Below are 23,426 nucleotides of genomic sequence, written 5' to 3'. Positions count from 1 at the left end.
CGACTGATACGGAATGGACAAAGCCCGTGCGTGAGCATGGGGGGGAGGAGGCCTGGTTCTCGCTGGTCAAGTGCGGCGGCTGCGGCCTCGTCTATCTCAATCCGCGCCCGGACGAGGAAGAACTGCGCCGCCGCTCTCCCGCCTACCAGGAAGCCATTGACGACGTGTTGGCGCGGGTGCGGAGAACGCGGATCGGCCAGTTGGGGCTAAAAATGCTGCGGCAAACGCGCCGCCCCCCGGGACCCGTGGGCAAACTGCTGGACATTGGCTGCGCCCAGGGGCAGTATTTGGCTTACGTCGGTTCGCTGGGGTGGCAGGGGCACGGCATCGAGTACGACGAGGGATCGGCGCAGTATGCGCGGGAGCAATTGGGCATCCCCGTGCTGGCGGGACCGGCGGAAACGCAAATGAGCCACTGGCCGGACGAGACGTTCGATGTGGTGACGATCTGGCACGTTTTGGAGCATCTGTCTGACCCGCTGCGGGTGATGCGGGAGATTTATCGGGTGCTAAAACCGGGCGGAACGTTGCTGCTGGAAGTGCCCAACTACGGCAGTTTGTGGTCGCCGCTGTTTGGCCGTTTCTGGTTTGCGCTGGAAGCCCCCTATCATCTGTACCATTTCCAGCCGGAGACGTTGACGCGGCTGCTGCGGCAGGCGGGTTTTGAAACTTTCCGCCTGAACGGGGAAACGTCCCCGCCGGAGATCACGTGGAGCATTCAGGCGGTGTGGCTGCATTGGCGCAAGAAGCAGTGGGATGGACATTATCTGTGGAATCCGCTGGGGGTGGTGGCGTTGTACCCGCTGGAAATGGCGTTGGCGCCATTCCGCCGTAGCGTAAATATCCGTGTTGTGGCCCAGAAGTGATGCGACAACCAACGCCGCTGCCGCGAGAGTTGCGCCCCCTGGATACGCCCTATCTGCATTTGTTGGATAGGGTGACGATTGATCCGGTGTTCGTGATGGGATTGCACCGATCCGGGACCACCGTCCTGTCGCTTTGTATGCTGGCAACGGCGTGTTTCAACACCACCACCATGTACAACATGCTCTATCGCCGCTGCCTGCTTCATTTGCATTTGCATCCCCAGGAAGGGGCGGCGCGGCGAAAGGAACTGGCGGATTATTTTGAAAGTCGCAACCTGGTCACGCGCACCTACGATGGCATTGGGGTGGGGCCGGATGCGCCGGAGGAGTATGGGGAGGCGTTGGGGAACAAGGGGCGGCAGCCGCTGCTGAACGCGCGAAACTTGCCCGGCTTCATGGAACTGGCGCGCAAAATCCAGTATGTGGACGGTCAGGAGCGTCTGCTGCTGCTAAAGAACCCGTGGAATGCGCGCCACTTTCTGTACCTGGCGGAAGCATTCCCGACGGCGCGGTTTGTGTTTATCCATCGTTCTCCGCTGGAGATCATTGATTCGCAGATTCGTATGTTTGCCTCGCTATTGCAAGAGCGAAACGAGTACGAACTGTTGTTGGTGGACTGGTACGGGGAGCTTTTTGAGCAGCCGTGGAAGGTGAAGTTGGGACAGTGGATTTACGGGGAGAATTCGCCGTATCTGTACTGGAAAATTGTGCGTCACGTCACGCGCACGTGCGAGTATATGCGGGTGCATCGTCAGGCGTTGGGCGCGCGGGCAATGGACATTACGTACCAGGATTTGTGCGCGCAGCCGCTGGAGACGATGCGCCGCGTGACGACGTTCCTGGATTTGCAGCCGGCACGGGAGCCGGATTATGCGCAGTTTATTGCGCCGCGCACCCGTCCGCTGCTGCCCCACGTGGCGCGTAATCGGACCAAAATTGAGCGGGCGACTGCGCGTTACGTGGAGGAATTTGGTCTATCTTCCCGGAAGCCATGAGCTTCCAGGAAAATGGGTCAGGCGAGGCCAACGAGGCGGCGCAGGATGGCGTCGAAGAGGGGGGTGGGCAGAAGGCGCATGAGCCAGACGCCGAGGCGGGCGTCCATGCCGACGAGGTAGTGGGCGCGTGGACGAGGAGCGGTCAACGCTTTGTGGATGATGGCGGCGACGGTGGCCGGGGGCATTCCCTGCCCGGCTTCGTCCGCACTTTTGACCTGATCCAGAACAACACCGTAGTAGGCTTCGTATTGGGGGGAAATGCCGGCACGATTCTCAGCCACCCGCTCACTATTCTTCCGCCAGATTGCGGTGTTCACCTGACCCGGATCGATGATGATCACGCGCACACCCCACCCGGCAACCTCGCGGCGGAGGGCGTCATTGAGGGCGCGCAGCGCGAACTTGGAGATGGCATAGGGAGCCACCATGGGCATGGCAAAACGCCCGTTGATGGAGCCGATGTTCACAATACGTCCGCGGGATTGGCGCAGGAGGGGCATAAAAGCTTGGGTAACGGCGGCTGTGCCCAGGACGTTGACTTCGAGAAGTTGGCGCAGGTTGTCCAGGGGCATGAATTCGACGGGGCCGCCGAGGAAAATGCCGGCATTGTTCACCACCCCATCCAATCCATCCGCCCCCACCGCCGCCCGCACCGTCTCCACGGCGGCGGCAATCTGCCCCGCGTCCGTGATGTCCAGCGGCAGGGGCGTCAATCGTGCCGAGGCGCGAGCGCGCAATGCCGCGGCGTCTTGGGGGTGGCGAATGCCGGCAAAAACCCGCCATCCCCGTTCATCCAGATACAACGCCGTCGCCGCCCCAATCCCTGAAGAAGCCCCCGTCACCAATACACATCTCTCGCGCCTGACACTATTCTTGCCCATACTTCACGCCGCCTCCGGTTCGTACCATGCGAATTAAGACCATTGCGAAAAAAACCTCCGCGCACGTATGGAGTTGCATGGGCAAAGGTGCTATAATGTCACCGCTGCACCACGGATACTTACTACCGTGCGCCAAACCCCAATGACATTATCATTTTTGGACAACGGGATCAAGCTCGTTTGGGGTTGTATTATGGGCGTTTTGTGCCGGCATAAACGATACCACTGGAAATTAATCACCGCCATCTTCCCGGAATCTGTATTGATGCTAAATGACTGGAATAATGAGACGATTGGGATCTGCCATTGAGCTTCCGGGAAGGTCCGTTTGACCATCGACTCCATAGCGACCGGCATCGAACGCCTTTTGCAGTCCAGTCATTCAGCCATCCATTATTGAAGTATTGAAGTCGTTATCTTAACTACAAGACGCATCCTGGCAGCCACGGAGGCAAACAATGGGTAATCCAATTCCTATCCAATACGTCATGAAGGTGATTGAGTCACCCGATATCCTCGTGCATGGGGCGCGTCACGCCCTGCGCCGCCGCGTGCTAGGGCCGCTCGATTATCGGCGTGGGGATGGGTTGAGCCGTTTGCCGGCACAAGTCGGCCTCAAACTCGTCAACGCCTGCAACCTCCGCTGCAAAATGTGTTCCCAGTGGGGCGAGTCCGGCTACAACTTCATCCGCCCCGCCGCCGAACTGCGCCAACTCGTGCCCCTTTCCGCCTACCAAAAACTGATCGACGACATCGCCCATTACAAACCCTGGATGTACGTCTGGGGCGGCGAACCCTTCCTCTACCGCGACATTATGCCCCTCATCGCCTACATGAAAGAGAAAGAGCTACTCGTCTCCATCACCACCAACGGCACCAAAATTGGCTCGCACGCCAAAGACCTGGTCGCCTACGGCACCGATATCCTCCTCTTCTCCATTGACGGCCCCAAAGACACCCACGACAACATACGCGGCTATAAAGGCGCATTTGACCTCACCGTTTCCGCCCTCCAGGAAATTCAGGCGGAAAAGAAACGTCAACGCAAAGCCAAACCCTACATCGTCATGACCTCCGTCTTCACCGCCAACAACCAGAGCAACATGGAGGAACTGTACGAGATCGCCGAAGAGATCGGCATTGACATGATGATGACGTACTATGCCTGGTTCCAGACCGAAGAAAGCGGCCTCCATTACACGCAAATACTCGAAGAGAAAATGGACATCACCCCCTGGTCCTGGCGCGGCTACTTGTGGAACGTGGACGAGATCGACCCCCAGGCCGTCGCCGACACCGTGCGGCGGCTGAAATCCCGCCGCTGGCGCTTTCCATACGCCTTTTTCCCCGAACTAAAGCCGGAAGAAATCGCGCCCTATTATCGCAACCACGGCCACACCTTCGGCCACAGCAAATGCGTCGCCCCCTGGACCCTCTGTGGCGTCATGCCCAATGGCGACGTCGTCACCTGCCGTGATTATCCTGACGTGGTTCTGGGGAATATCCAGCAGGAAAGCCTATTGAACATCTGGAACAGCCAGCAGGCCCAAACGTTCCGTCACCTGCTGCAAGGAGAAGGGCTGCTGCCTATCTGCTCCCGCTGCGAAGGGCTGATGGACATCTAAAACGCCGACGAATCAGGCCAATTCAGAAGAGGCGTGGTTTTCTGGATTGGCTTCAGGCTTTTTCAAAACGGACAACCACCAACCACTGGAGATCGCCCATGGGTAACAAACTTCCCATCCATTACGTGACAAAGCTGATGAGTTCGCCGGACGTACTCGCCAGGGGAATGAGGCAGGTGCTGCGCAAACGCGCGGCGGAGTGGCTCGATTATCGCCGCGACGACGGCTATAGCCGCCCGCCCGCCCAACTGGGCTTCAAACTGGTGAACGCCTGCAATCTGCGCTGCAAGATGTGTGGGCAGTGGGGCGAAACGGGCTACAATTTTTCTCGCCCGTCCGCGGAGTTGAAGGAAATTGTGCCCCTGGCGACGTACCAGACGTTGTTGGATGACGTTGCCCCGTTTAAGCCCTGGCTTTTTGTCTGGGGCGGCGAGCCATTTCTCTACCCGGACATCATGCCCCTCCTCACGTACATGAAGCAAAAAGGGCTGACGATCTCCATTTCCACGAATGGCACAAAACTGGACAAGCACATTCGCCAGATTGTAGAAATCGGCGTGGACTTTCTCCTCATCTCCATTGACGGTCCGCCGGACACGCATGATGATATTCGTGGCTACAAAGGGGCGTTTGAGAGTACGGCGGGAGCGATGAAGGCGATTCAGGAGGAAAAGAAGCGGCAGGGCAAAACGAAGCCGTATATCTTCGTCGTCTCCGTGATCACGGCGAACAATCAGCGCAACCTGGCGGAGTTGTATGAGGTGACGGAAACGCTGGATGCGGACATGATGATGACGTTCTACTCCTGGTTCCAGACGCGCGAGAGCGGTCAACGACAGACCGCTCTGCTGGAGGAAAAACTGGACATCACGCCGTGGTCGTGGGCGGGCTGGTTGTGGAATGTGAATGAGATTGACCCCCAGGCGGTGGTGCGCAGCGTGGAGGAAGTGAATGCGCGGCAATGGAGCTTCCCTTACACTTTCTACCCTAATTTGCGCCTGGAGGATGTGCCGGCATATTACCGCGACCACTCGCAAACATTCGGCTATGACAAATGCCTGGCTCCCTGGCTCCTCGGCGAAATCATGCCCAACGGTGACGTCGTCACCTGCCGTGACTATCCCGACGTCGTGCTGGGCAACATCCGCGAGCAAAGCCTGTTGGACATCTGGAACAACAAGCGCGCCCGCTCCTTCCGTCAGCTTCTACAAGAGGGCCTCATGCCTATCTGCGCCCGCTGCGAAGGCATGATGGGGCCGTAGATAAGAGTCGGGGGGGCTAGTTGGCAGTTGTCAGTTGGCGCAGCGCCAGGCGGCGTTGAAGTTTGCGCAGCAAGACCTGGGCTTCCAGGCGCACGTTGTCCTCCAAAGCGTTGGCGCCTTCCTCATCTAATGCGTCCATTAGCTGGGTAATGAGTGACAACGCGGCGGCTGGGTCGCCGGTGGCCATAACCGGGGAAACCCGCGCCAATGCGGCGCGGATGTTTGCGGGGGCGTGCGCCAGTTCTTTTTGCAGACGGTCGATATAGACTTCGTCGCCAATGGCCGGTTGATGGTCATAGCACGTCGCCAGATTTGAGGGGCCGGAAACACGCCCCGCTTCATCCATCGCCTCCACTTTGTACAGATAACGCTTACCTGCCGCCGCCGTGTCGTCTACAAAATACCACGCCTCGCTTACTCCCACTTGCTCGTATGGTCCGGGAATCCACAACTCCTTCGGCGCGCGTGGCAGATAGAGGTTAGGCATCATCCTCACCAGGCCACGCGCCATTTGCAGCACCCGCCGCAGCAGCCGGTTCGTGCGAATCCGCTGCCGCTCGTTGCTTACCAGGGCGCGATAGATGCGGTACGATGCCGCCCCAGGCGCGATCTGCCAGCTCACCACGGTGCGCCGGCCCAGGCGGTCGGCGGCGACTTCTCCCGGTGGCTGTGGCCCCGCCTCATCCATCATCGGCGGGCGACCGCGCCAGATTTGCAGGCCGTGCCAGCCATTGACCGTGCCCACGTAGAGGCCGTGCGGCGTGGCAGCGAAGGAGCGCAGCCCTTCGTTAAATGGCTGGTCGAATCCCGTCGTGGTCACGGGCGTGAAGTGCCAGCCATCGTCCGTGGTGTACAGGTCGCAGCCGTAATGGTGACGAATGACGCGAGCCGTCTCGGCGGAATGGCGAAACAGGGTACTCATGTTCCAGGTTCCCAGGTAGAGGCGGTCTTCGTACACGAACATGCGCCAGACGTGGGCGTTGAGCCAGTTGCTGAAGCCTGCGTCCAGCGTGCTCAGGGGTGTTTTCCAGCCATCGGGCGTTTGCCGCGCCGCGCCAACGATCAGGTCCCAACTATCGTCGGGGTTGATGCGGATGATTTCCGCCGGGCGGTCCGTGCCCACATAGAGGCGGTCGCGGAAGACGCACATGCTGATCACGCTCATGCTCGGTTCGGGATGGTGCGCGCCATTGGTGACGACGGGGATGAGGTTACAGGTGGGCGCGCCGTTGCCATCCGTTTTGTAGACCGCGTAGCCGCGATTCGTGTAACGCAGGCCGAGGTAGAGGTAGCCGTTGTAGACGGCCATGTCGAACAGGCGCACGTCGGGGGGGGTGATCTGGCGGAAGTGGTTGTTGCCGGCGGCGGGGTTGTGGTCGGATTGCAGCAAAACGCCTTCGCCGCGCACGGAGCCGGCCTGGATGTAGAGGCGACCATTGTAGACGGTGGGGGTGCGGAAGCTGCAAACGTCTATGTCGCCAAGGAACGTGCCGGCATCTTGCGGCACAGGCGTAAAAGTCTCCCCATCCGTCGAACGCAATATCCGCGGCGGCGGCACGGGGCGATACATAAAGCGCGTATTCACCCCAGAAACGTACAGCGCCTCCGTCCCATCCGGTTCCGTAAACAACGTCATACCGCGGAAACCAATTGCCCGCGGCAGAAACTTGCCTTGTTGATACGGATTCGGTACAGTTAACGGCGATTGAAAAACACGTTCCCAGGTGTCTGTCTCTGGGGTCCAGCGCCAGATTTCCGCCTGCAAAGGCATGTCGCTAAAATCAGGCGCACAATCAACATCGGGGTCACGTGGGGGATAGCGGACTAGTAAGGGGAAATGATGATTCAGGCCCGCTTGTTCCACACAGTAGAAAGCGCGATTGGTAGTGGCGTATAGCTTGCCCCGCCACCATAATAGCGACCATGCCCACGTATTATGCCTGTCGCCAAATCCATCGAGAATGATGGGTTCAAAAGTCAATTGTCGTTTGTTGCCGATTTTCATAATTCCGTGTGCTCCTTCTGCCAAACTTATTGCTGCCCGCCATAGGAAGCGTATTATAATCCATAATTGCGTGTTGTGGGTTTGGTTGAATCGTCAAAATAGCGCTGCCCGAAAAGAATAGTATGGCCCGAATTCTCTTCATCTCATTGCCTTTTCCCGGAGTTGTGCATCCCAATCTGTCTGTTGCCGTTCGTCTGGCGCAGCGAGGGCATGACGTTGCCTATTTCACCGGACAGTCCATTTGTGGGCGTATTGCAGATGCCGGCATCACCCCCTTCCCCTTCTCCCCCGAACTCAACGCCCACTACCAACGACTCGTCACGTCCCCCACAGACGGCGCCGGCGCAACCTGGACACAGCGCCGCCGGCTGCGCGCCATCCTGCGCAACTTCTTCTCCGACACCGTTTCCCTGCAATACCGCGAACTGGACGAACTACTGCATCGTTGGCCCGCCGACCTCATCGTTTGCGATCCCGCCATCTGGGCACCCTTTCTCATCACCACCCACACGCGCCAGATACCCGTCGTCGTCCTCTCCTACCTCCTGGGCAACAACCTGTCCGGTCCCCACACCCCGCAAATGGGCATGGGGCTGACACCAGGGCGCAACCTGCTGCAAAACGGCTTCAATCGCCTCGCCGGCCAGATCATGGAGTGGTACATGGCCGACGTGCGCCGCCCCGCGGTAGAATTTCGCCAGCAATTCGGCCTGCCGCCCGTCAAAGGCCCCATCATCCAGTTAGGCAAACATCTGCCCCTTTTCCTGGTGACAAGCTGCCCGGAACTGGACTTCGACCGCCCCGATCTGCCTGGAAACACCCGGTACGTGGGGCCATTGACATGGTATCCGCCACACCCGCCTTCCACCTGGCTGCAAAACCTGCCTCACGACCAGCCCTGGGTCCACGCCACCGAAGGCACGATTCATTACCATGAGTCCGTCGTCCTGAAGGCCACGGCGGAGGCGCTGGCCGATCAGCCGGCCACCGTCATCCTCACCACGGGCGGCAATCGGGAGCCGGCAGAAGCAGGGCTGACCGGGTTAGCGCAAAACGTGGAAGTGGTACGCTGGATCAACCACGATGAACTGCTGCCACAAATTGATCTCCTCGTCTGTACGGGTGGGTCGGGCGTGATGCTGGCGGCGCTGACTCACGGCGTGCCCATCATTGCCGCACACACGGAATGGGACCATGCGGATAACGCGGAACGAATGGCCTGGACGGGTGCCGGCATTTCCCTCCCCGCGAGCAAGTGTCACCCCGAACGATTGCGGGAACTCATCTTCGAAGTACTGGCAACGCCCTCCTACAAGGAGAATGCGCGGCGCATCGGCAACCACCTGCGGCAAGCGGGCGGCCCAGAACGCGCCGCCGACTTGATTGAGGGTGTGCTGTAGGCTGAGTTTCTCATCACCTTCCGGGAAGCTCCCCGCTTCCTGGAAGGCCAATTCACTTCAAGGAGCATTGTCATGGCAAAAGATGCGCAGTTAATTGGCCTGGAAGAGGCCATGCAGTTGGGCAGGGAAGAAAACATCTATTACCACCGCGAACATTGCAATCCCCGTCTGGCGAATCTGTTGGAAGTCGTCGAAGCGGATAGCCCGTTGGTGCGCGCCGAGGGCAACTATTTTTGGGACGCGGACAACGTGCGCTACATCGATTTCATGAGCGGCTTTGGCGCGGCCAGCCTGGGGCATAATCCCCCCCGCGTCGTGGAAGTGCTGGAAAAAGTCGGCCACATGCCCAATCTGGTGGAGGGGCTGGCGCTGATGCTGGGCGCGCTCTGCCATAACCTGGCCGCGCTGGCGCCGGGCGACCTGAAACGCGTCTACGTAGCGAATTCCGGCGCGGAAGTGATCGATGCTTCCATCAAAGTGGCCCGCGCCGCCACGGGGCGCACCAAGATGATCACCTGCCGCGACAGTTTTCATGGCCGCACGGTGGGCGCGCTCTCCCTCATGGACAACAAGGCTTTCCACGATCCCTTCACGCCGCTGCTGCAGGATGTCGTCTTCGTGCCTTTTGGCGACATTCCCGCCCTGGAGCGGGCGCTGCGCAAAAACAAAGCGGCGGGTTTTATTCTCGAACCGGTGCAGGGGGAGGGCGGTTTTGTGCCGTCGCCACCCGGCTATTTGCGCGCGGCGCGGGACTTGTGCAGCCGCTACGGCACACTCATGATTGCCGACGAAATTCAATGCGGTCTTTGTCGCACGGGGCACTTTTTCGCCGTGGATGTGGAAAGCGTCGTCCCCGATATTCTGCTATTGGGCAAGACGTTGGGCGGCGGCGTCATGCCTCTGAGCGCCTTGCTCACCACGGACGACCTGTATTTTGCCAGCAAAGGGGATACGCCCCGCTCGCCGCTGCACATTCCCACCTATGGCGGTAATACACGCGCCTGCGCCGTGGGCATCGTGGTGCTGGAGGAGTTGATTGAGGGGAATATGGCGCAGCGGGTGCAGGAATCGGGCGATTACCTGATGGGACGGCTGAAGGCGCTGCAAGCGGAGCAGCCGCTGATTGCGGAGGTACGTGGTCGCGGCCTGATGATTGGCGTGGAGTTCGCGCCGGCCACAAGTGGGTTGGGTACGTTGGTGACGGCGGGGATGGCGAATAAACTATCGCGAGAGTATCTTGCCGGCATTGTTATCAAAGACCTCCTCAGCCGCCACCGCATCATGACCGCCTACACCCTCAACAACGTCAACACGCTGCGCGTCCAGCCTCCCTATACCGTCACCACGGAAGAAATGGACACATTTGTCAATGCCCTGGCGCAAACCCTGGACGAAATCGGCAGTTTCGCCAAAGCCGCCGTGAAATCGATTCCCGACATGATGCGCCTGCGCCGCGCCTGAGCCAAAACTGAGGTTTGCCATGACTTCATCCGCGCCCGCCAGAATGCTCTTTCAGCAAGCCGCACCGCCCGGTTTTGGCGACCCGCAAAATAGTTGGGCTTGGGCCATGTTGTGGTGGCAGGACGCTCTCTATGTGGGCACGCACCGCGCCTGGTACTGCGCCCAACGCACCGCCTTCACGTCCGCCGTGCCCGAATTCCTGAAAAAGACCATTGGCCGCTACATCATTCCGCCGCCCGACCCCGCCGCGGACTGCCCCGATAGCGTCCTGGACCTGCCCATGCAGGCGGAAATCTGGCGCTGGACACCCACCGATGGCTGGGAGCGCGTCTACCAATCTCCCCAGGACGTGCCCATTCCCGGCCATCCGGGACGCTTTGTGGCCCGCGAGGTGGGGTACCGTTACATGACGGCTTTCACCGAGTCGGATGGGTCGGAGGCGATGTACGTGTCCGGAGTGAACGCGCGTTACCTTTACCGCGATTTGCCCGCGCCCTGCCTGCTGCGCACCGTGGATGGCCGCCACTTTGAGCCTATCCCGCATGACCGGGGCACATTTCTGGGCGACCTGGATACGTACACGTTTCGCTCCATTTTCGATTACAAAGGGCGGCTTTTTGTTCTCACGGGTCACATGCACGGTTCTGGCGTGTTGCTGGAGTCGGCCAACCCGGCCGCCGGCAATAATGCTTTCCGCCAGGTGAGTCCGCCGGGGATGAAAATCTTCGAGATGGTCCCCTTTAACGGCTATCTCTACCTGGGCGTCCACGCGCAAGATGGGTACGCGATTGTGCGCACGGATGCCAGCGGCGATCCTTACACATTCGTGCCTGTCGTGACTCAGGGAGGGTATCTGCCGGCAAAACCCAGCCTGCGTCCGATCAGTATGCACGTGTTTCAGGGGTGTTTATATGCCGGCATGGACCGCCCCCAAACCGAGATCATCCGCATCCATCCCGACGACACCTGGGACCTCGTCATCGGCATGCCCCGCGAGACACCCACCGGCTGGAAAACCCCCATCAGCGGCATTGACGCCGGCTTCAACACCTGGCTCAACGGCCACATCTGGCGCATGCAAGAGCATGAGGGCCGCCTTTACGTAGGGACCATGAACATGAGCGTCGCCCTGCGGAAATCGCCCCGTATTCATCCCACCAACTTCGGCTTCGACCTTTACGAAACGGGCGATGGCTGGCATTTTGCCCCCATCACGGCCAACGGCTTCGGTAACGATCTGGATTACGGCGTGCGCTCTCTCGCCAGCACGCCCCATGGTCTCTTCGTCGGCTCCGCCAACAACTGGCGCGCCTTTCACGTCTGGCATGGCTCCCCGATCCTCGGCCCCGCCGCGGCACTCCCCGCCGTGAACCCGGACCAGCCACCTACGCACCAACTGGCCGCCTTCACGGCCCCCCCGCCGGAGCGCCTGGCGCTGGAACAGCTAGATGATCGGGTTTTGCTCTCCTGGGATCCCTCCGCCGACGGGCCGGGAACACGCTATCACGTCTGGCGGGCGCTGGTGCGGGACGAGCGCACTTTCTTCCAGGGGCGGCCGTGGTTTCGTCAGGCCACACGCATCCTGCGCGTCATCCGCCGCCTGCTGCCCACGTTGCGCCGTCTACGTCCGCTGGCACGTGAGGTGTATCTGCCTCCCCTGCCGGAAAAAGTGTGGATGTTCCAGCCTTATGAGCGCGTCGGCGTAACCACGGAGACGACTTTTCTGGATGCGCCCGGCGCGGAAGATCGCCACGTTTACTATGTGCAGGCGGAATCGGCGGAAGGGGCGTATTCGCCGGCGTCGAACGTGGTGGCCGTGCCGCTGCTGACGCCGGCGACGACGTTTGAATCACTTTTGGATTGGGCGCGGCGTGCGGAAATGCCGGCATCCACCCTCACCCAACTGTCCACGGCGGAAGAGCAGTGCCGCCGCGCCGATTGGCTCGCCACCCTGGAAACGTTGGCCGCCTTGCGCCAGACCGATGTGGATTTTTCCGTACCCCAATATCTGCTCGACTGGCACGTCCAACTCGACCAACTGTCGCGCCGCGTTCAATTATGCCGGCACGGCCTTCTCTCCCCCAACCATCTCCTGTCCACCGGCTAATGGCCCTCTGAAGGCCGGGCAACGGGAGAACGGCAATCAACCCCCATAAACACGCTGCAGAACCAGCGGCGTGATATACGCCTCAATAAACGCGGACAGGAGGAGCAGGGGGAGCGCAATGCCCACGAGCAGGCGGAAGAAATCGGCGGCGGCGGCCAGCCAGCTTTCGCTCACGGTCCGGTCGGGCGGCGGCGCAACCAGGAGAATTTGCCACCGCAGCGCGGCGGCGGCCACCAGCCACAACGCGGGGAGTTCCACAATGGCATGGGGGATGACGGTCGCCAACAAGAAGGCGAAGGGGCTTTGCCCGGCGGCGGCTAGCTGCGCCGCGCCAAAGCTGAGCAGCGACCAGGGGAGCATGAATACGAGAATGCCCATAACGCCAAAGGAAAAAACGCCCAGAATCGCCTGGAGCAGCACGACGCGCACGTTCTGCATGAAGATGAGGAAGGGGAGTTGGGGCTGGATGGTTTGCACGAAGCTAAGGTTGTCGAGAATGGTGCTGCCCGTCATCTGCACCTGGATGGCCGGGGGAAAGACGTAACGCCGCGCCAGGACGCTGCCCAGGACGATGGACAAGAAAAAGACGATGGCGATGGTGAATGCCGGCATTTTCAAATCCCCCACCACCCCCCACGTCTCCCGATACCACCCCAACGGACCCGGAATCCTGCCCGCCTCCGTCCGGCCCACATACCGCCGCCAGAAAAAACGGAACATCCACCCCAGCTTAATCTGATCAATATCCCGCCCCAGCAACTCCTCCCGATTGAACAAATGAATTCCCATCCGCACCAACACAATCGCCGTCACCAGTAGCCCGACAATAACCCACCACAACCCCGCATAATTCGCATAAAACAGCGCCACCGCCTCCGCCTGCAGCAGCAGCGCCATCGGCACGATAATAAAACTCGCCAACAAATTCGACGCCCGCACACTCGTCGTCTGACTGGAGACCACCACCGCCCCCGCCACCATCACCACCCCCTGCACCGTCGTAATCAACAACGCCTGCACCAACAACGTCCGCGGCGCATACCAGCGCGCCGTCACGGCCAGGCCCACCAGGTACACGGTAATGCCGATGTAGCTGGCCAGCAGCGGCGGAATCACCGCCGCCATCATCTTGCCCACGTACAATTGCACATTCGTCAGCGGCGTCGCCAACAATGGCTCCAGACTCTTGCGCTCCTTCTCCCCCACGAAAGTCTCCAAGGCGATCACCAGCGAAAATGACATGGGGAAGAAGCCCACGACCAGCAGCAAAAACGGAACCAGTCGCTCCGCAATCAGTTCCGCGCCAAACTGCCCCACAAACCCGAGCATCCGCCCCGCCGTAAAATTCATCAGCGCGGGAAAGAACAATGTCAGCAACAAAATGGGGATGATAATGCGCCAATCGCGGAACGAATCGCGCACTTCGCGCCGCGTCACAATCAAGGCCATCCGTACGTCATCACGATTGAAACCGTGCCGGCCACTTTTCTCTACCGTTGACAGTTGCTCAAGCATCGTCATTTTCGTTTCCCGTTCCCTGTTGTCCGTTACCCGTCGTTTGTCGCCCATCCACCTGCTGGATCACGCGCAGATAGACTTCCTCCAGGCTTTGCGACACTTCCCTGAGTGAGACCACACCCAATCCTAATTCCATCAGCCGCCGCACCACGCGCGGGTTCGTCCGCTCCGGGTCATCGGTGCGAAAACGCAAACCCCTGTCGCTGACCGCTTCAATCGTGATCAGATCAGACAGGGCTGGAATCTGCCCGTTCGGAGAACGATCCAACCGCAATTCGAGCAAGGGCTGCCCCAATAACTGCTGCTTCAACTGCGGAATCGCGCCATAAGCCACAATTTCGCCCTGGCGAATAATGGCCATCCTATCCGCCAGCGTCTCCGCTTCCGCCAGATTGTGCGTGCAAAGGATGATGGCCCGTTTGTCCTGGCGCAGTTCGTTGATCGCGTCGCGCACCAGGCGGGCGCTGTGTGGGTCCATCGCCGAAGTGGGTTCGTCCAGCAGGAGGACGGCAGGATCGTGCAGCATGGCGCGGATGATGCCCACTTTCTGCCGCATCCCCTTGGAATACTCGCCCAGCCGACGATGCGCCGTATTCGGCATGGCAAAACGGTCAAACAGGCTCAGCCCGCGCGCCTTGATGTCCGCGTCTGTCATGCCATAGAGGCGCCCATAGAAGATGAGGTATTCCAGGCCGCTCATGCGACTGTAAAGGCCGGGCTGTTCGGTGAGCATCCCAATGCTGCGCCGCACCTGGTCTGCCTGCGTAACAACATCAAAACCATTGATGCGGACGTGTCCACTGGTCGGTTTCAGAATGGCGCTGAGCATACGGACGGTCGTGGTTTTGCCGGCACCATTCGGCCCCAGCAACGCCAGTAACTCCCCTTTCCGCACCGTCAGCGACAAATCGCGCACGGCCATGAAAGCGTCAAATTGCTTTGTCAAATTTCGCGCTTCAATCATTCTTGCGCTCCTCATTCAGCATCACCGCATAAGCCGCGTACCGCGATGTCTCCCAACCACACCGCCATCCGACAACGAACGTCACACGCCTATGCGCTCTTTCACAATCACAAACAGTCAAGTCCTACATTATTGAACAACAGCACCCCTTGAATTGTGACAGAAAAATACACCCCCCGTTACCCCCATTCATAGGCCAATTGTCCTGTCTGGCCCCATCGGCGGCAGGCAAATGACCCGCGCAAACATACCCTGGCGAACAAGGTTGCGCTATGATTACATGCGCAATCAGACTGTCTTTTGACTACAACAGGAGGAACAAACGTGACATCAGTCGCTGGCTTATCCATTCTGATTCTGTTCCTGGCGACAGGAGCCATCTGGTCCGACGTGGCGGATCGCAGGCAGCTTCATTACTTGCTGAAACCCCTGTCTACCATCTTGATTATCGGTCTGGCACTGGTGACGGCCCCCGCGCCGCGCCCATTCTATGCCACGGCCATCGTCGTCGGTCTGGTCTTCTCGTTAGGCGGCGACATCTTCCTCATGCTGCCGCAAGACCGCTTCCTGGCAGGCCTGATCAGCTTCCTTCTGGCCCACCTGGCGTATATTGCCGCTTTCGTTTCCGTGGCCGGCTTCCACCTGGCTCCCGTTTTCCTCGCTTCCCTGCTGATTTATGGCATCGTCTTGTTTCAACTGCTCTGGCCGGGAATGGGGAAGATGCGCGGACCCGCTTTCGTGTACATGCTGGCGATTCTGACGATGGCCTGGCAGGCGGGCGGCCTGTGGCAAAGCACGGGCGCATCCGGCCATATGCTGGCCGCCGTTGGCGCGCTCTTTTTTGTTCTCTCGGATTCGCTCCTGGCCTATAACCGCTTCCGCCACCCTATCCCCGGCGGGCGTGTCCTGGTTCTGGGCACGTACTATCTGGCCCAATGGCTCATTGCCCTTTCAAGTAACTACTAACGCTCTCTGGAGATTGGACCAATTTCACGCGCTCAACGACCATTTTCACAAGAGAAAATTGGTCCAATCTGGCTTAGCAGTTACCCTTTCAATTGCATCGTAATCTTGCCGGCATATCAACCCACCCCCAAAACCCTAACCAGGCCCCAGAAGCCTGTCAAATACAGCGTCAATAAACACAGCGTACCCGGAATCGTTCAGGTGGACACAATCCAGGTCGTCACCAGGAAAGTATTGCCCCGGACTCCAGATGAGGGGATTGGGCTGACCCGGATGCCCTTGCAGCGCCCCCCAAACGTTGGCGTACACCACCTGGGGATAGTCGGCGGCAATGCTCGCCTGGATTTGGCCTATACGAAAAAAGAGGGGGTTCACGTCCCAGGGGAGGAACGATCCCAGAAACGTCTGTGCCGAAACCAGGCAGAACAACGACTTGTCCATCTTCAAAATGTCGTACGCGGCAAAAACAATGCGCACATCGCCGCGCACGGCGACGATTTCCGCCACTATCGTGCGCAGGTCGGCGTCAATCTGGTCGTAGATGGCCTCCCCCTGGCCGGCGTAACCTGTGAGCAGGTCGTTGCCGCCCAGTGAAATGTACAGGACAGGCTGCGGCGGCGAAATCGCCACAAGCTGTTTGATTACGTCCAGGATGCCACCCGTGTTGTCCGCCCACATGGCCGCCGTGCTGCCAGGAATTGACGTTTGCAACACCAAATAGTCATCGTCCAGTCCGCGCTGTTGTAGTTCGTTTTTGGTGGGCGTGAGCAGCAATGTCCCCCACGAATCCCCCATAATGGTCCAGGTACGGCTGAAGCTGGCGCTCTCCGTCTCCAGCGTCGTTCCGCTCTCCTGCGCCTGCACCTGCTGCCGCGCGAGCAATAAGCATCCGGCCAACAACCACAACATCACCAACACCACACGTTTGTGCATAACAGACCTCCTGCGAAGATGTAGGGCGATTTTCCAAATCGCCCGCCCGATTTAGAAAATCGGGCTACGACGGCACACCATTTTCATTCATGGTGGTCGGCGGCAGCCGGTGAAGTCTCCTGCGAATAACGGGAAGGGATGATCCCAGCTTGCCGTCTCAATTGTGGCACAAAAATACGCCTGGCTCCCAGTATACCCCGTAGAAAGACACTCTGACGATAACCAGAATGGTCCCATTTGAGAAACGGGACCATTCCGGCACTTATTTATGCTCCTGCCCGATCAATCGTCTCCGGTGGGGTGACAGCCAACACAGTTGCCAATATCCCCGATACCATGCTCCGCATGTTCATTAATCATGTCCTGCTGATCGTGGCAGTTGAAACACGTATACGCCGGCGGCGGACCGGGATGGCAGGCGCCACAGTTCCCGCCCGCGCCACCGTGATTGAGCGGGAAGGAGTGGTTGAATGTGGCCCCTTCCCACGTATCCGTGTTGTGGCAATTGGAGCACTGACCCGGAAAGTGGTTGGCCGGTGGCGTATGGCAGCCCTGGCAGTCAGTCAAGCCATTGTGGCTGAAGTTGACATCGTGCCAGTTGCCTGTGTTTTGGTGGCAGTTGCGGCAGCTTCCGCCGTAATGGTTCGGCGGTGGCGCGTGGCAGGCGCTGCAATCCGTATCGCCGATGCCGCCGTGGTTGAAGTTCGCGTTGTGCCAGTTGCTCGTATCCTGGTGGCAATTGCGGCAGCTTCCACCGTAGTGATTGGGGGGCGGCGCGTGGCAGGCGCTGCAATCCGTGTCGCCGATGCCACCGTGGTCGAAGTTCGCGTTGTGCCAGTTGCTCGTATCCTGGTGACAGTTGCGGCAGTTTCCACCGTAGTGATTGGGTGGCGGCGCGTGGCAGGCGCCACAATCTGTGTCGCCAATGCCGCTGTGGTCAAAGTTCGCGTTGTGCCAGTTGCTCGTGTCCTGGTGGCAGTTGCGGCAGCTTCCACCGTAATGGTTCGGCGGCGGTGCGTGGCAAGCACTACAGTCGGTGTTGCCAATCGTACCGTGATTAAAGACTGCATTGCCGAAGTCGTTCGTGTCCGAGTGGCAGGCGCGACACTCGCCGCTGTAGTGATTGGCGGGCGGCGCGTGACAGGCGCCGCAGTCGGTGTTGCCAATCGTGCCATGATTAAAGACCGCGTTGCCGAAGTCGCTCGTGTCTGAATGGCAGGCGCGACACTCGCCGCTGTAATGGTTTGGCGGCGGGTTGTGGCAGGCGCTGCAATCGGTGTTGCCAATTGTACCGTGGTCGAAGGTGGCGTTGTTGAAGTTGCTCGTGTCCTGGTGACAGTTACGGCAGGTTCCACCGTAGTGGTTTGGCGGCGGCGCGTGACAGGCGCCGCAATCGGTGTTGGGGAAGTTGGCGTGGTTGAAGTTGACGTTGTTGAAGTTGCCGGTGTCGGTGTGACAGGCACGGCATTCACCGGCGTAATGATTGGGGGGTGGGGCGTGGCACGCGCCGCAGTCGGTGTTGGTGAAGTTGGCGTGGCTGAAGATGACGTTGTGGAAGTTGCTCGTGTCCTGATGGCAGGCGCGGCAGGTGCCAGGATAGTGATTTGCGGGGGGATTGTGGCACGCGCCGCAGTCGGTGTTGGGGAAGTTGGCGTGGTTGAAGTTGACGTTGTGGAAGTTGCCGGTGTCTGCGTGGCAGGCGCGACATTCGCCCGGATAGTGGTTGGCGGGCGGATTGTGGCAGGCGCCGCAGTCCGTGCCGGCAAAATTGGCATGATTGAAGTTCACATGACCGAAATTGCCTGTGTCCTGGTGGCAGGCGCGGCATTCGCCCGGATAGTGGTTGGCGGGAGGATTGTGGCAGGCGCCGCAGTCCGTGCCGGCAAAATTGGCGTGATTGAAGTTGACGTGCGTGAAGTTGCGCGTATCCTGGTGGCAGGCGCGACACTCGCCAGGGTAATGGTTGGCGGGCGGCGCATGGCAGGAACCACAGTCCGTGCCGGCAAAATTGGCATGATTGAAGTTCACGTGACCAAAATTGCCCGTATCCTGGTGGCAGGCTTGACATTCGCCAGGGTAATGATTGGCGGGTGGCGCGTGACAGGAACCGCAGTCGGTGCCGGCAAAATTGGCATGGGAGAAATTGACGTTGGCGAAGCTACCCGTGTCCTGGTGGCAGGCGCGGCATTCGCCCGGATAATGATTGGCGGGCGGCGCATGGCAACTGCCGCAATCCGTCCCGCCAACGTTGGCGTGGCTGAAGTTTACCTGGCGGAAGTTGCCGGCATTTTGGTGGCAACTGCGGCACGCGCCGGTGTAATGGTTGGGCGGCGGAGCGTGGCAGGCACCGCAATCCACGCCGGTAACGTTGGTGTGGTCAAATTGGATGACGTTGAAGTCGTTTGTGCTGACGTGGCAGGAGCGGCAAGTGCCGGCATAATGCCCAGACGGCGGCGCATGACAACCACGACAATCCGTCAGCCCGATATTGTCATGGCTAAAAATGAAAACGGCGAAATCCGTCGTGTCCGTATGGCAGTTGCGGCACGCGCCGGTGTAATGATTGGCGGGCGGCGTGTGGCAAACGCGGCAATCCTGACTACCCATCAGCGCATGATCAAAACTGACCGGCTGCCAATCATCAATGACGTGGCAGCCCGCGCAATCCGCGCCATACGCGCCCTCATGTGGGTCGTCCGGCGCATGGCAGTTGACGCAAGCGGATGGCGTTCCCTTGTAATCCCCCTGCGTATGACAGGCAGCACAGTCAGCAACGTCATGGCCGCCTGCCAGCGGGAAGAAACTGTGGTCAATTTGCTCGGCGGCAGCGGGCGGAAAAGGCACGACATGGGCGGCGTCAAGAATGTCGGCGGCGGAGGGGGTAGGCAGGCGGGTGGGTTCGCCGCCGGAAGCGGTCGTCGGCGTGGGCGCAGCGGCGACGGCAGCCGGTTCAATCGTGACGGGCAGGCCGAGGTTGGCCCGCGAGGATCCCATGGAGCCGCGCCAGAGGCGCACGGCGGCCTGCTGCCAGGCATAGAAGGGGTCGCCGGGGTTGTAGGGCGTGTTTTGTGCCCATGACCAACTGAGTGCGCCGACGATAATGCCGGCAAACACCACCACACTCACGATCGTCAAAACCAGTCGCCTGCCCATCATCCCACCTGTCTCTGATAAGCGTGCCAGAACCGCAACAACGCGCGGCGCATCTCATCGCCCCCCGCCTGCAACGCCGGGCGGATCGCGAAAATATCCACTTCATCCTGAATCAGCAAACGAAGCGCATCCGCCAGCGTCTGCTCCCCGATCAACATAGCACCCACCAACTTGTCTTCGTCCATCACCAGGCGCAGCGTATTCGGACCATCCTGCGCCCAGGCGCTCACATGCGTGCGCGGCCGCGTAAACCACGTCTCCGATGCGCCACGAGAAAGATGCTGCACAATTTCCGGCTCCTCATCCCCCACGCTGCGCGGATTAATCTGCCCAATAATGGTAACGTGCAGCCCGAACAATTTGCAGACATTAAAAGGCGTCCCCTTTTCATACGGCTGGCGCCTCCCCATCATGTTCATGGCCGCCGCCTGGCCCTCCGCCACCGCGCTCGGCCAGAGAACGTCCAGCATGTGGCGGCGCGTCCACGGATCGTAAACTTGCGCGCAATCACCCGCGGCAAAAACATGTGGAACGCTGGTTTCCAGGTATTCGTTCACCAGAATGCCCCGATCCAGCTTCAAAGGGGTCCCCCGAACCAGTTCCAACGACGGCGTCACCCCAATCGCCACACCAAAAAGCTGGCAGGAAAACGCACCGCCCCCCTTCAGCCGCGCCGCCCGTACTTTATGCCCCCAGCGCGTCGGCAGAATCTCCTCCGCCTCCGTCCGGTAATGGATATGTACCCCATGCGCCTTCATGCTGGCTTCCAACAATGCCGACTCGGTATCATTGAAGACACGCCCCCACAGTTGATCGCCCCGCACGAAATAATGGGTTTCCACATTGCGATGGAGAAAACCCTCCACCATTTCCAAAGCCGTGATGCCCCCGCCAATGACTACGCCTTTGCGCCCACGCCGCGCCTGGCGCAGCAGTTCCTTCGTCCCTTCCAGCGTATCCAGGTAGACCACTCCCTTCAACGTGGCGTCAGGATACGGGGGCGCCGCCGCCCGCGCGCCCGTGGCAATCAGCAGCTTATCGTAGGGCAAGGAATCCCCATTGGACAGATAAACGCGCTGCGCTACCACATCCAGGCGCTCGGCGGCGTCATAAACCAGGCCTAGACGTAACTGCTCGTACCATTCGGCGCGGCGGGCAATGACCTGGCGCGGCGGTATCTCTCCCGTTGCCACGTAGGCCAGGCCAGGGCGCGAGTACATCAGAGATGGCTCGGCAGTGAGGATGGTGATACGACTGTGCGCGTCGTGGGCGCGGATCGTCTCCGCGGCAGATGCGCCGGCGGCCCCATTGCCCACGATAACGTAATGTAGGGGCGCGGACGACCCACCCGGCGCGCCATGATCGTTGGCATGAGAACCGTTATGCTTCATCAATCACAGCCTTTTCCCAGCGCAGCGTACCACGTGGGCAAACTTGAATACATTGGCCGCAGGTAATACAAGTATGATCCTCCACGGCCAAACCCTGACGGGCATAGCTGCGGACATCAATGCCGACAGGACAGTTGTAGCCGCAAACGCCACACTGAATGCAGCGGCTGCCGTCCGCCTGCACACGCCCTAGCGGAACGACGGTAATTTCATCGGCTGTCGGTTCTTTAGCGAGAAATCGGGAAAACAAGGACATAAGTTACTCGTGGCGCTGCCCGCCGCCACATCGGGTGAAAGCCGATAAACGTCTTGGCCGGGCGTATCAATGTCAAAGCTGGTTTGAGACTATTGTAGTCAATTTCCAGGACAGTGTAATCAGGTAGCGCGTTCGCGCCGAGTCCATCCGTCATATGGTCTGTGATGGCTCAGGCGCGACGCACTTCTGGCTTCTAAATAAGTGCGTCACACCTGGGGGACATCATCACGATGCTAGTACCTCGACAACCTAAGAATGAGGGGTGAGGAGTGCGGCATCCTCAGATGCCGCCCATTCGCATCTGAGGATGCGAACTCCTCAAAATCACATTGTTGAGGCACTAGTTGAGTAGTCGGCTTCGCGGTGGAAAAGTAACGGGCATACGCCGAATCGGCTACCTGTTGGGTGCGATCAAATCACGGGGCAACGGTCGCCTCAATCTGGTCGAGACGCAGCGTGTAGCCATTGGGGAAGATGGGGCCGTAGCCCAGGCTGATGATCTGAGCCATAACCAGACCATCACTATCGCGAACGAACCGGTTTGGATCGGGTGCGTCAAGAAAGTATTGGGGCGTATCGGTGATCGTGATGGGGAAGTAGCTAAGAGTATACCAGGAGCCATTGTCAAAGTTACGTAAGCGCACGACGCCGAAGATGTTCCCGCTGCTGACGGCGGCTTCCAGTTTGAGGTTGAGGGCTGAGACGGTAGTCAATGGGCTTTGCGCGGCAACGACGGCCGTGACGATCTGGCGTGACCCGGACGGGGCGCTAAGAACGTAGGCGTAGTCGTCATCGGAGACTTGCAGCGCGGCCAGCCCTCCCCCTTGCGGCGTGCCCGTGGCTATGTTCCAGGCCAAAAGAGGCGCGTTTTGAAGATCATCTGCCGCCGTGGCCCAAAAGAAATCGTCGCCAAAGATGTATTTCAGTTCGTTAGGAGGCGTGGCTTCCGTCTCTCGGAATTCAACCTGGGTGAAACCATCCGTGTCAATAACGCCGAAAAACTGGTGCTGCGCCCACAGTTGGCCGCCATCGAAGTCAACGGGGTTGCCCTCGTCTCCATCGAGGATCAGGGCCAGGTTGGCCGGGGGCGTGTTCGTTTTGATCCAGCCACCGAAGGCGAAAAGAGTTTCCGCCGAGGTGATAATCCAGCCGTCATTGATGCCGTTATAGGGGTCGCCGTGCGGGAGGGTGTAGAAACCCCAAAGTCCGGTGCGGACGGGGCCGCTGCCCGTGGTGACCTGGCTGTTGACGTTGTTGGCGGTCCAGGTGAGGCCGAGGCTGGTGACACCTGGGGCTGTGATGGGAGACCGGGCGATTCCCCAGGCGTTGTCGTCTTCAAATCCTTCGTGATGGGAGGTGTAGCCGAGGGAGGCGATGGTGTTGAGGAATTCTGTTTCGTCGGTGAAGATGAGGCGGGTGTTGATGGTCTGCGCCGGCTGGTCGGCGTGGGCAGCGGCGGCGAGGAGGAAGAGGAAAAGAAGGGATAAGAGGATGGTAGCGTGGATTGCTTTCTTCATGATCTGCTCCTGGGAGGAAGTAATCGTAAATGGGTAAATGGGTGAACGGTTGAATGGTCAATGAAGGTGTGCCAGACGCGCCATTAATTTATTCAATAATTCAACCGTTAATCATTGCTCTCAAGC

General features: G+C 59.7%; 17 protein-coding genes. 8 read left to right on the top strand and 9 right to left on the bottom strand.

The window, feature by feature from the left end; translation table 11 throughout:
• The first annotated feature begins 26 nt into the window (after positions 1-26).
• Entirely contained in the window at positions 27-866 is an 840-nt protein-coding gene (locus H6650_05560; protein MCB8951462.1) for a class I SAM-dependent methyltransferase, read from the top strand.
• Entirely contained in the window at positions 866-1,861 is a 996-nt protein-coding gene (locus H6650_05555) for a sulfotransferase (protein ID MCB8951461.1), read from the top strand. Before H6650_05560 ends, H6650_05555 begins: the two co-directional genes overlap by 1 nt.
• Before the next feature lie 17 nt (positions 1,862-1,878).
• Here H6650_05555 and H6650_05550 read toward each other — a convergent pair whose 3' ends face one another.
• On the bottom strand, positions 1,879-2,742 hold the full coding sequence (locus tag H6650_05550) for an SDR family oxidoreductase (protein MCB8951460.1): 864 nt from the start codon (positions 2,740-2,742) through the stop codon (positions 1,879-1,881).
• Positions 2,743-3,200: 458 nt separating this feature from the next.
• Here H6650_05550 and H6650_05545 point away from each other — a divergent pair, with 458 nt between their 5' ends.
• Positions 3,201-4,367: a radical SAM protein gene (locus H6650_05545; protein ID MCB8951459.1), complete on the top strand. Its 1,167-nt coding sequence runs from the start codon at positions 3,201-3,203 to the stop codon at positions 4,365-4,367.
• 98 nt (positions 4,368-4,465) lie between these two features.
• Positions 4,466-5,629, top strand: a complete 1,164-nt coding sequence (locus H6650_05540; GenBank protein MCB8951458.1) for a radical SAM protein — start codon at positions 4,466-4,468, stop codon at positions 5,627-5,629.
• A 16-nt stretch (positions 5,630-5,645) separates the two neighbouring features.
• Here the strand turns inward: H6650_05540 and H6650_05535 are convergent, their stop codons facing one another.
• Complete coding sequence (locus H6650_05535) at positions 5,646-7,634, bottom strand: hypothetical protein (GenBank protein MCB8951457.1); 1,989 nt, start codon at positions 7,632-7,634, stop codon at positions 5,646-5,648.
• Between the two features lie 122 nt (positions 7,635-7,756).
• Here H6650_05535 and H6650_05530 point away from each other — a divergent pair, with 122 nt between their 5' ends.
• The 3 genes from H6650_05530 (at position 7,757) to H6650_05520 (ending at position 12,602) form a co-directional block, all read left to right on the top strand.
• The gene (locus H6650_05530) at positions 7,757-9,034 is read left to right on the top strand and encodes a hypothetical protein (protein MCB8951456.1); all 1,278 of its coding nucleotides are present in this window, start codon (positions 7,757-7,759) and stop codon (positions 9,032-9,034) included.
• Between the two features lie 72 nt (positions 9,035-9,106).
• Positions 9,107-10,495, top strand: coding sequence for an aspartate aminotransferase family protein (locus tag H6650_05525; protein MCB8951455.1), 1,389 nt, complete (start codon positions 9,107-9,109; stop codon positions 10,493-10,495).
• A 19-nt stretch (positions 10,496-10,514) separates the two neighbouring features.
• A complete protein-coding gene (locus tag H6650_05520; GenBank protein ID MCB8951454.1) occupies positions 10,515-12,602 on the top strand; it encodes a hypothetical protein in 2,088 nt (695 codons plus the stop codon).
• Positions 12,603-12,638: 36 nt separating this feature from the next.
• Here the strand turns inward: H6650_05520 and H6650_05515 are convergent, their stop codons facing one another.
• Positions 12,639-14,123 carry a stage II sporulation protein M gene (locus H6650_05515; protein MCB8951453.1) on the bottom strand — a complete coding sequence of 495 codons (1,485 nt, stop codon included), beginning with the start codon at positions 14,121-14,123 and terminating at the stop codon, positions 12,639-12,641.
• A complete protein-coding gene (locus H6650_05510) occupies positions 14,110-15,084 on the bottom strand; it encodes an ABC transporter ATP-binding protein (GenBank protein MCB8951452.1) in 975 nt (324 codons plus the stop codon). The genes H6650_05515 and H6650_05510 overlap by 14 nt, the downstream gene beginning before the upstream one ends.
• Positions 15,085-15,408: 324 nt before the next feature.
• Between H6650_05510 and H6650_05505 the strand changes: the two genes are divergently transcribed.
• Positions 15,409-16,050 carry a lysoplasmalogenase gene (locus H6650_05505; protein ID MCB8951451.1) on the top strand — a complete coding sequence of 214 codons (642 nt, stop codon included), beginning with the start codon at positions 15,409-15,411 and terminating at the stop codon, positions 16,048-16,050.
• Between the two features lie 135 nt (positions 16,051-16,185).
• Here the strand turns inward: H6650_05505 and H6650_05500 are convergent, their stop codons facing one another.
• The 5 genes from H6650_05500 to H6650_05480 form a co-directional block, all read right to left on the bottom strand.
• Positions 16,186-16,983, bottom strand: a complete 798-nt coding sequence (locus H6650_05500) for an SGNH/GDSL hydrolase family protein (GenBank protein ID MCB8951450.1) — start codon at positions 16,981-16,983, stop codon at positions 16,186-16,188.
• A gap of 282 nt (positions 16,984-17,265) precedes the next feature.
• The gene (locus H6650_05495) at positions 17,266-20,118 is read right to left on the bottom strand and encodes a pentapeptide repeat-containing protein (protein MCB8951449.1); all 2,853 of its coding nucleotides are present in this window, start codon (positions 20,116-20,118) and stop codon (positions 17,266-17,268) included.
• A gap of 17 nt (positions 20,119-20,135) precedes the next feature.
• Positions 20,136-21,527, bottom strand: coding sequence for an FAD-dependent oxidoreductase (locus H6650_05490; GenBank protein ID MCB8951448.1), 1,392 nt, complete (start codon positions 21,525-21,527; stop codon positions 20,136-20,138).
• A complete protein-coding gene (locus H6650_05485; GenBank protein MCB8951447.1) occupies positions 21,517-21,783 on the bottom strand; it encodes a 4Fe-4S dicluster domain-containing protein in 267 nt (88 codons plus the stop codon). Before H6650_05485 ends, H6650_05490 begins: the two co-directional genes overlap by 11 nt.
• A gap of 416 nt (positions 21,784-22,199) precedes the next feature.
• On the bottom strand, positions 22,200-23,300 hold the full coding sequence (locus H6650_05480; protein ID MCB8951446.1) for a hypothetical protein: 1,101 nt from the start codon (positions 23,298-23,300) through the stop codon (positions 22,200-22,202).
• Between the last annotated feature and the right edge of the window lie 126 nt (positions 23,301-23,426).

It is taken from the genome of Ardenticatenales bacterium, from assembly GCA_020634515.1.
Lineage (GTDB): Bacteria > Chloroflexota > Anaerolineae > Promineifilales > Promineifilaceae > JAGVTM01.
The sequence above is the reverse complement of the archived record's forward strand: the minus strand, read 5'-3'. Positions and strand labels throughout refer to the sequence as shown.

Excerpts from the sequence above, each read along its gene's own strand:
- H6650_05515 (MCB8951453.1), bottom strand. The coding sequence starts at position 14,123 with ATGACGATGCTTGAGCAACTGTCAACGGTAGAGAAAAGTGGCCGGCAC.
- H6650_05480 (MCB8951446.1), bottom strand. The coding sequence starts at position 23,300 with ATGAAGAAAGCAATCCACGCTACCATCCTCTTATCCCTTCTTTTCCTC.
- H6650_05520 (MCB8951454.1), top strand. The coding sequence starts at position 10,515 with ATGACTTCATCCGCGCCCGCCAGAATGCTCTTTCAGCAAGCCGCACCG.
- H6650_05500 (MCB8951450.1), bottom strand. The coding sequence starts at position 16,983 with ATGCACAAACGTGTGGTGTTGGTGATGTTGTGGTTGTTGGCCGGATGC.
- H6650_05530 (MCB8951456.1), top strand. The coding sequence starts at position 7,757 with ATGGCCCGAATTCTCTTCATCTCATTGCCTTTTCCCGGAGTTGTGCAT.
- H6650_05555 (MCB8951461.1), top strand. The coding sequence starts at position 866 with ATGCGACAACCAACGCCGCTGCCGCGAGAGTTGCGCCCCCTGGATACG.
- H6650_05490 (MCB8951448.1), bottom strand. The coding sequence starts at position 21,527 with ATGAAGCATAACGGTTCTCATGCCAACGATCATGGCGCGCCGGGTGGG.
- H6650_05510 (MCB8951452.1), bottom strand. The coding sequence starts at position 15,084 with ATGATTGAAGCGCGAAATTTGACAAAGCAATTTGACGCTTTCATGGCC.
- H6650_05535 (MCB8951457.1), bottom strand. The coding sequence starts at position 7,634 with ATGAAAATCGGCAACAAACGACAATTGACTTTTGAACCCATCATTCTC.
- H6650_05540 (MCB8951458.1), top strand. The coding sequence starts at position 4,466 with ATGGGTAACAAACTTCCCATCCATTACGTGACAAAGCTGATGAGTTCG.
- H6650_05485 (MCB8951447.1), bottom strand. The coding sequence starts at position 21,783 with ATGTCCTTGTTTTCCCGATTTCTCGCTAAAGAACCGACAGCCGATGAA.
- H6650_05550 (MCB8951460.1), bottom strand. The coding sequence starts at position 2,742 with ATGGGCAAGAATAGTGTCAGGCGCGAGAGATGTGTATTGGTGACGGGG.
- H6650_05525 (MCB8951455.1), top strand. The coding sequence starts at position 9,107 with ATGGCAAAAGATGCGCAGTTAATTGGCCTGGAAGAGGCCATGCAGTTG.
- H6650_05545 (MCB8951459.1), top strand. The coding sequence starts at position 3,201 with ATGGGTAATCCAATTCCTATCCAATACGTCATGAAGGTGATTGAGTCA.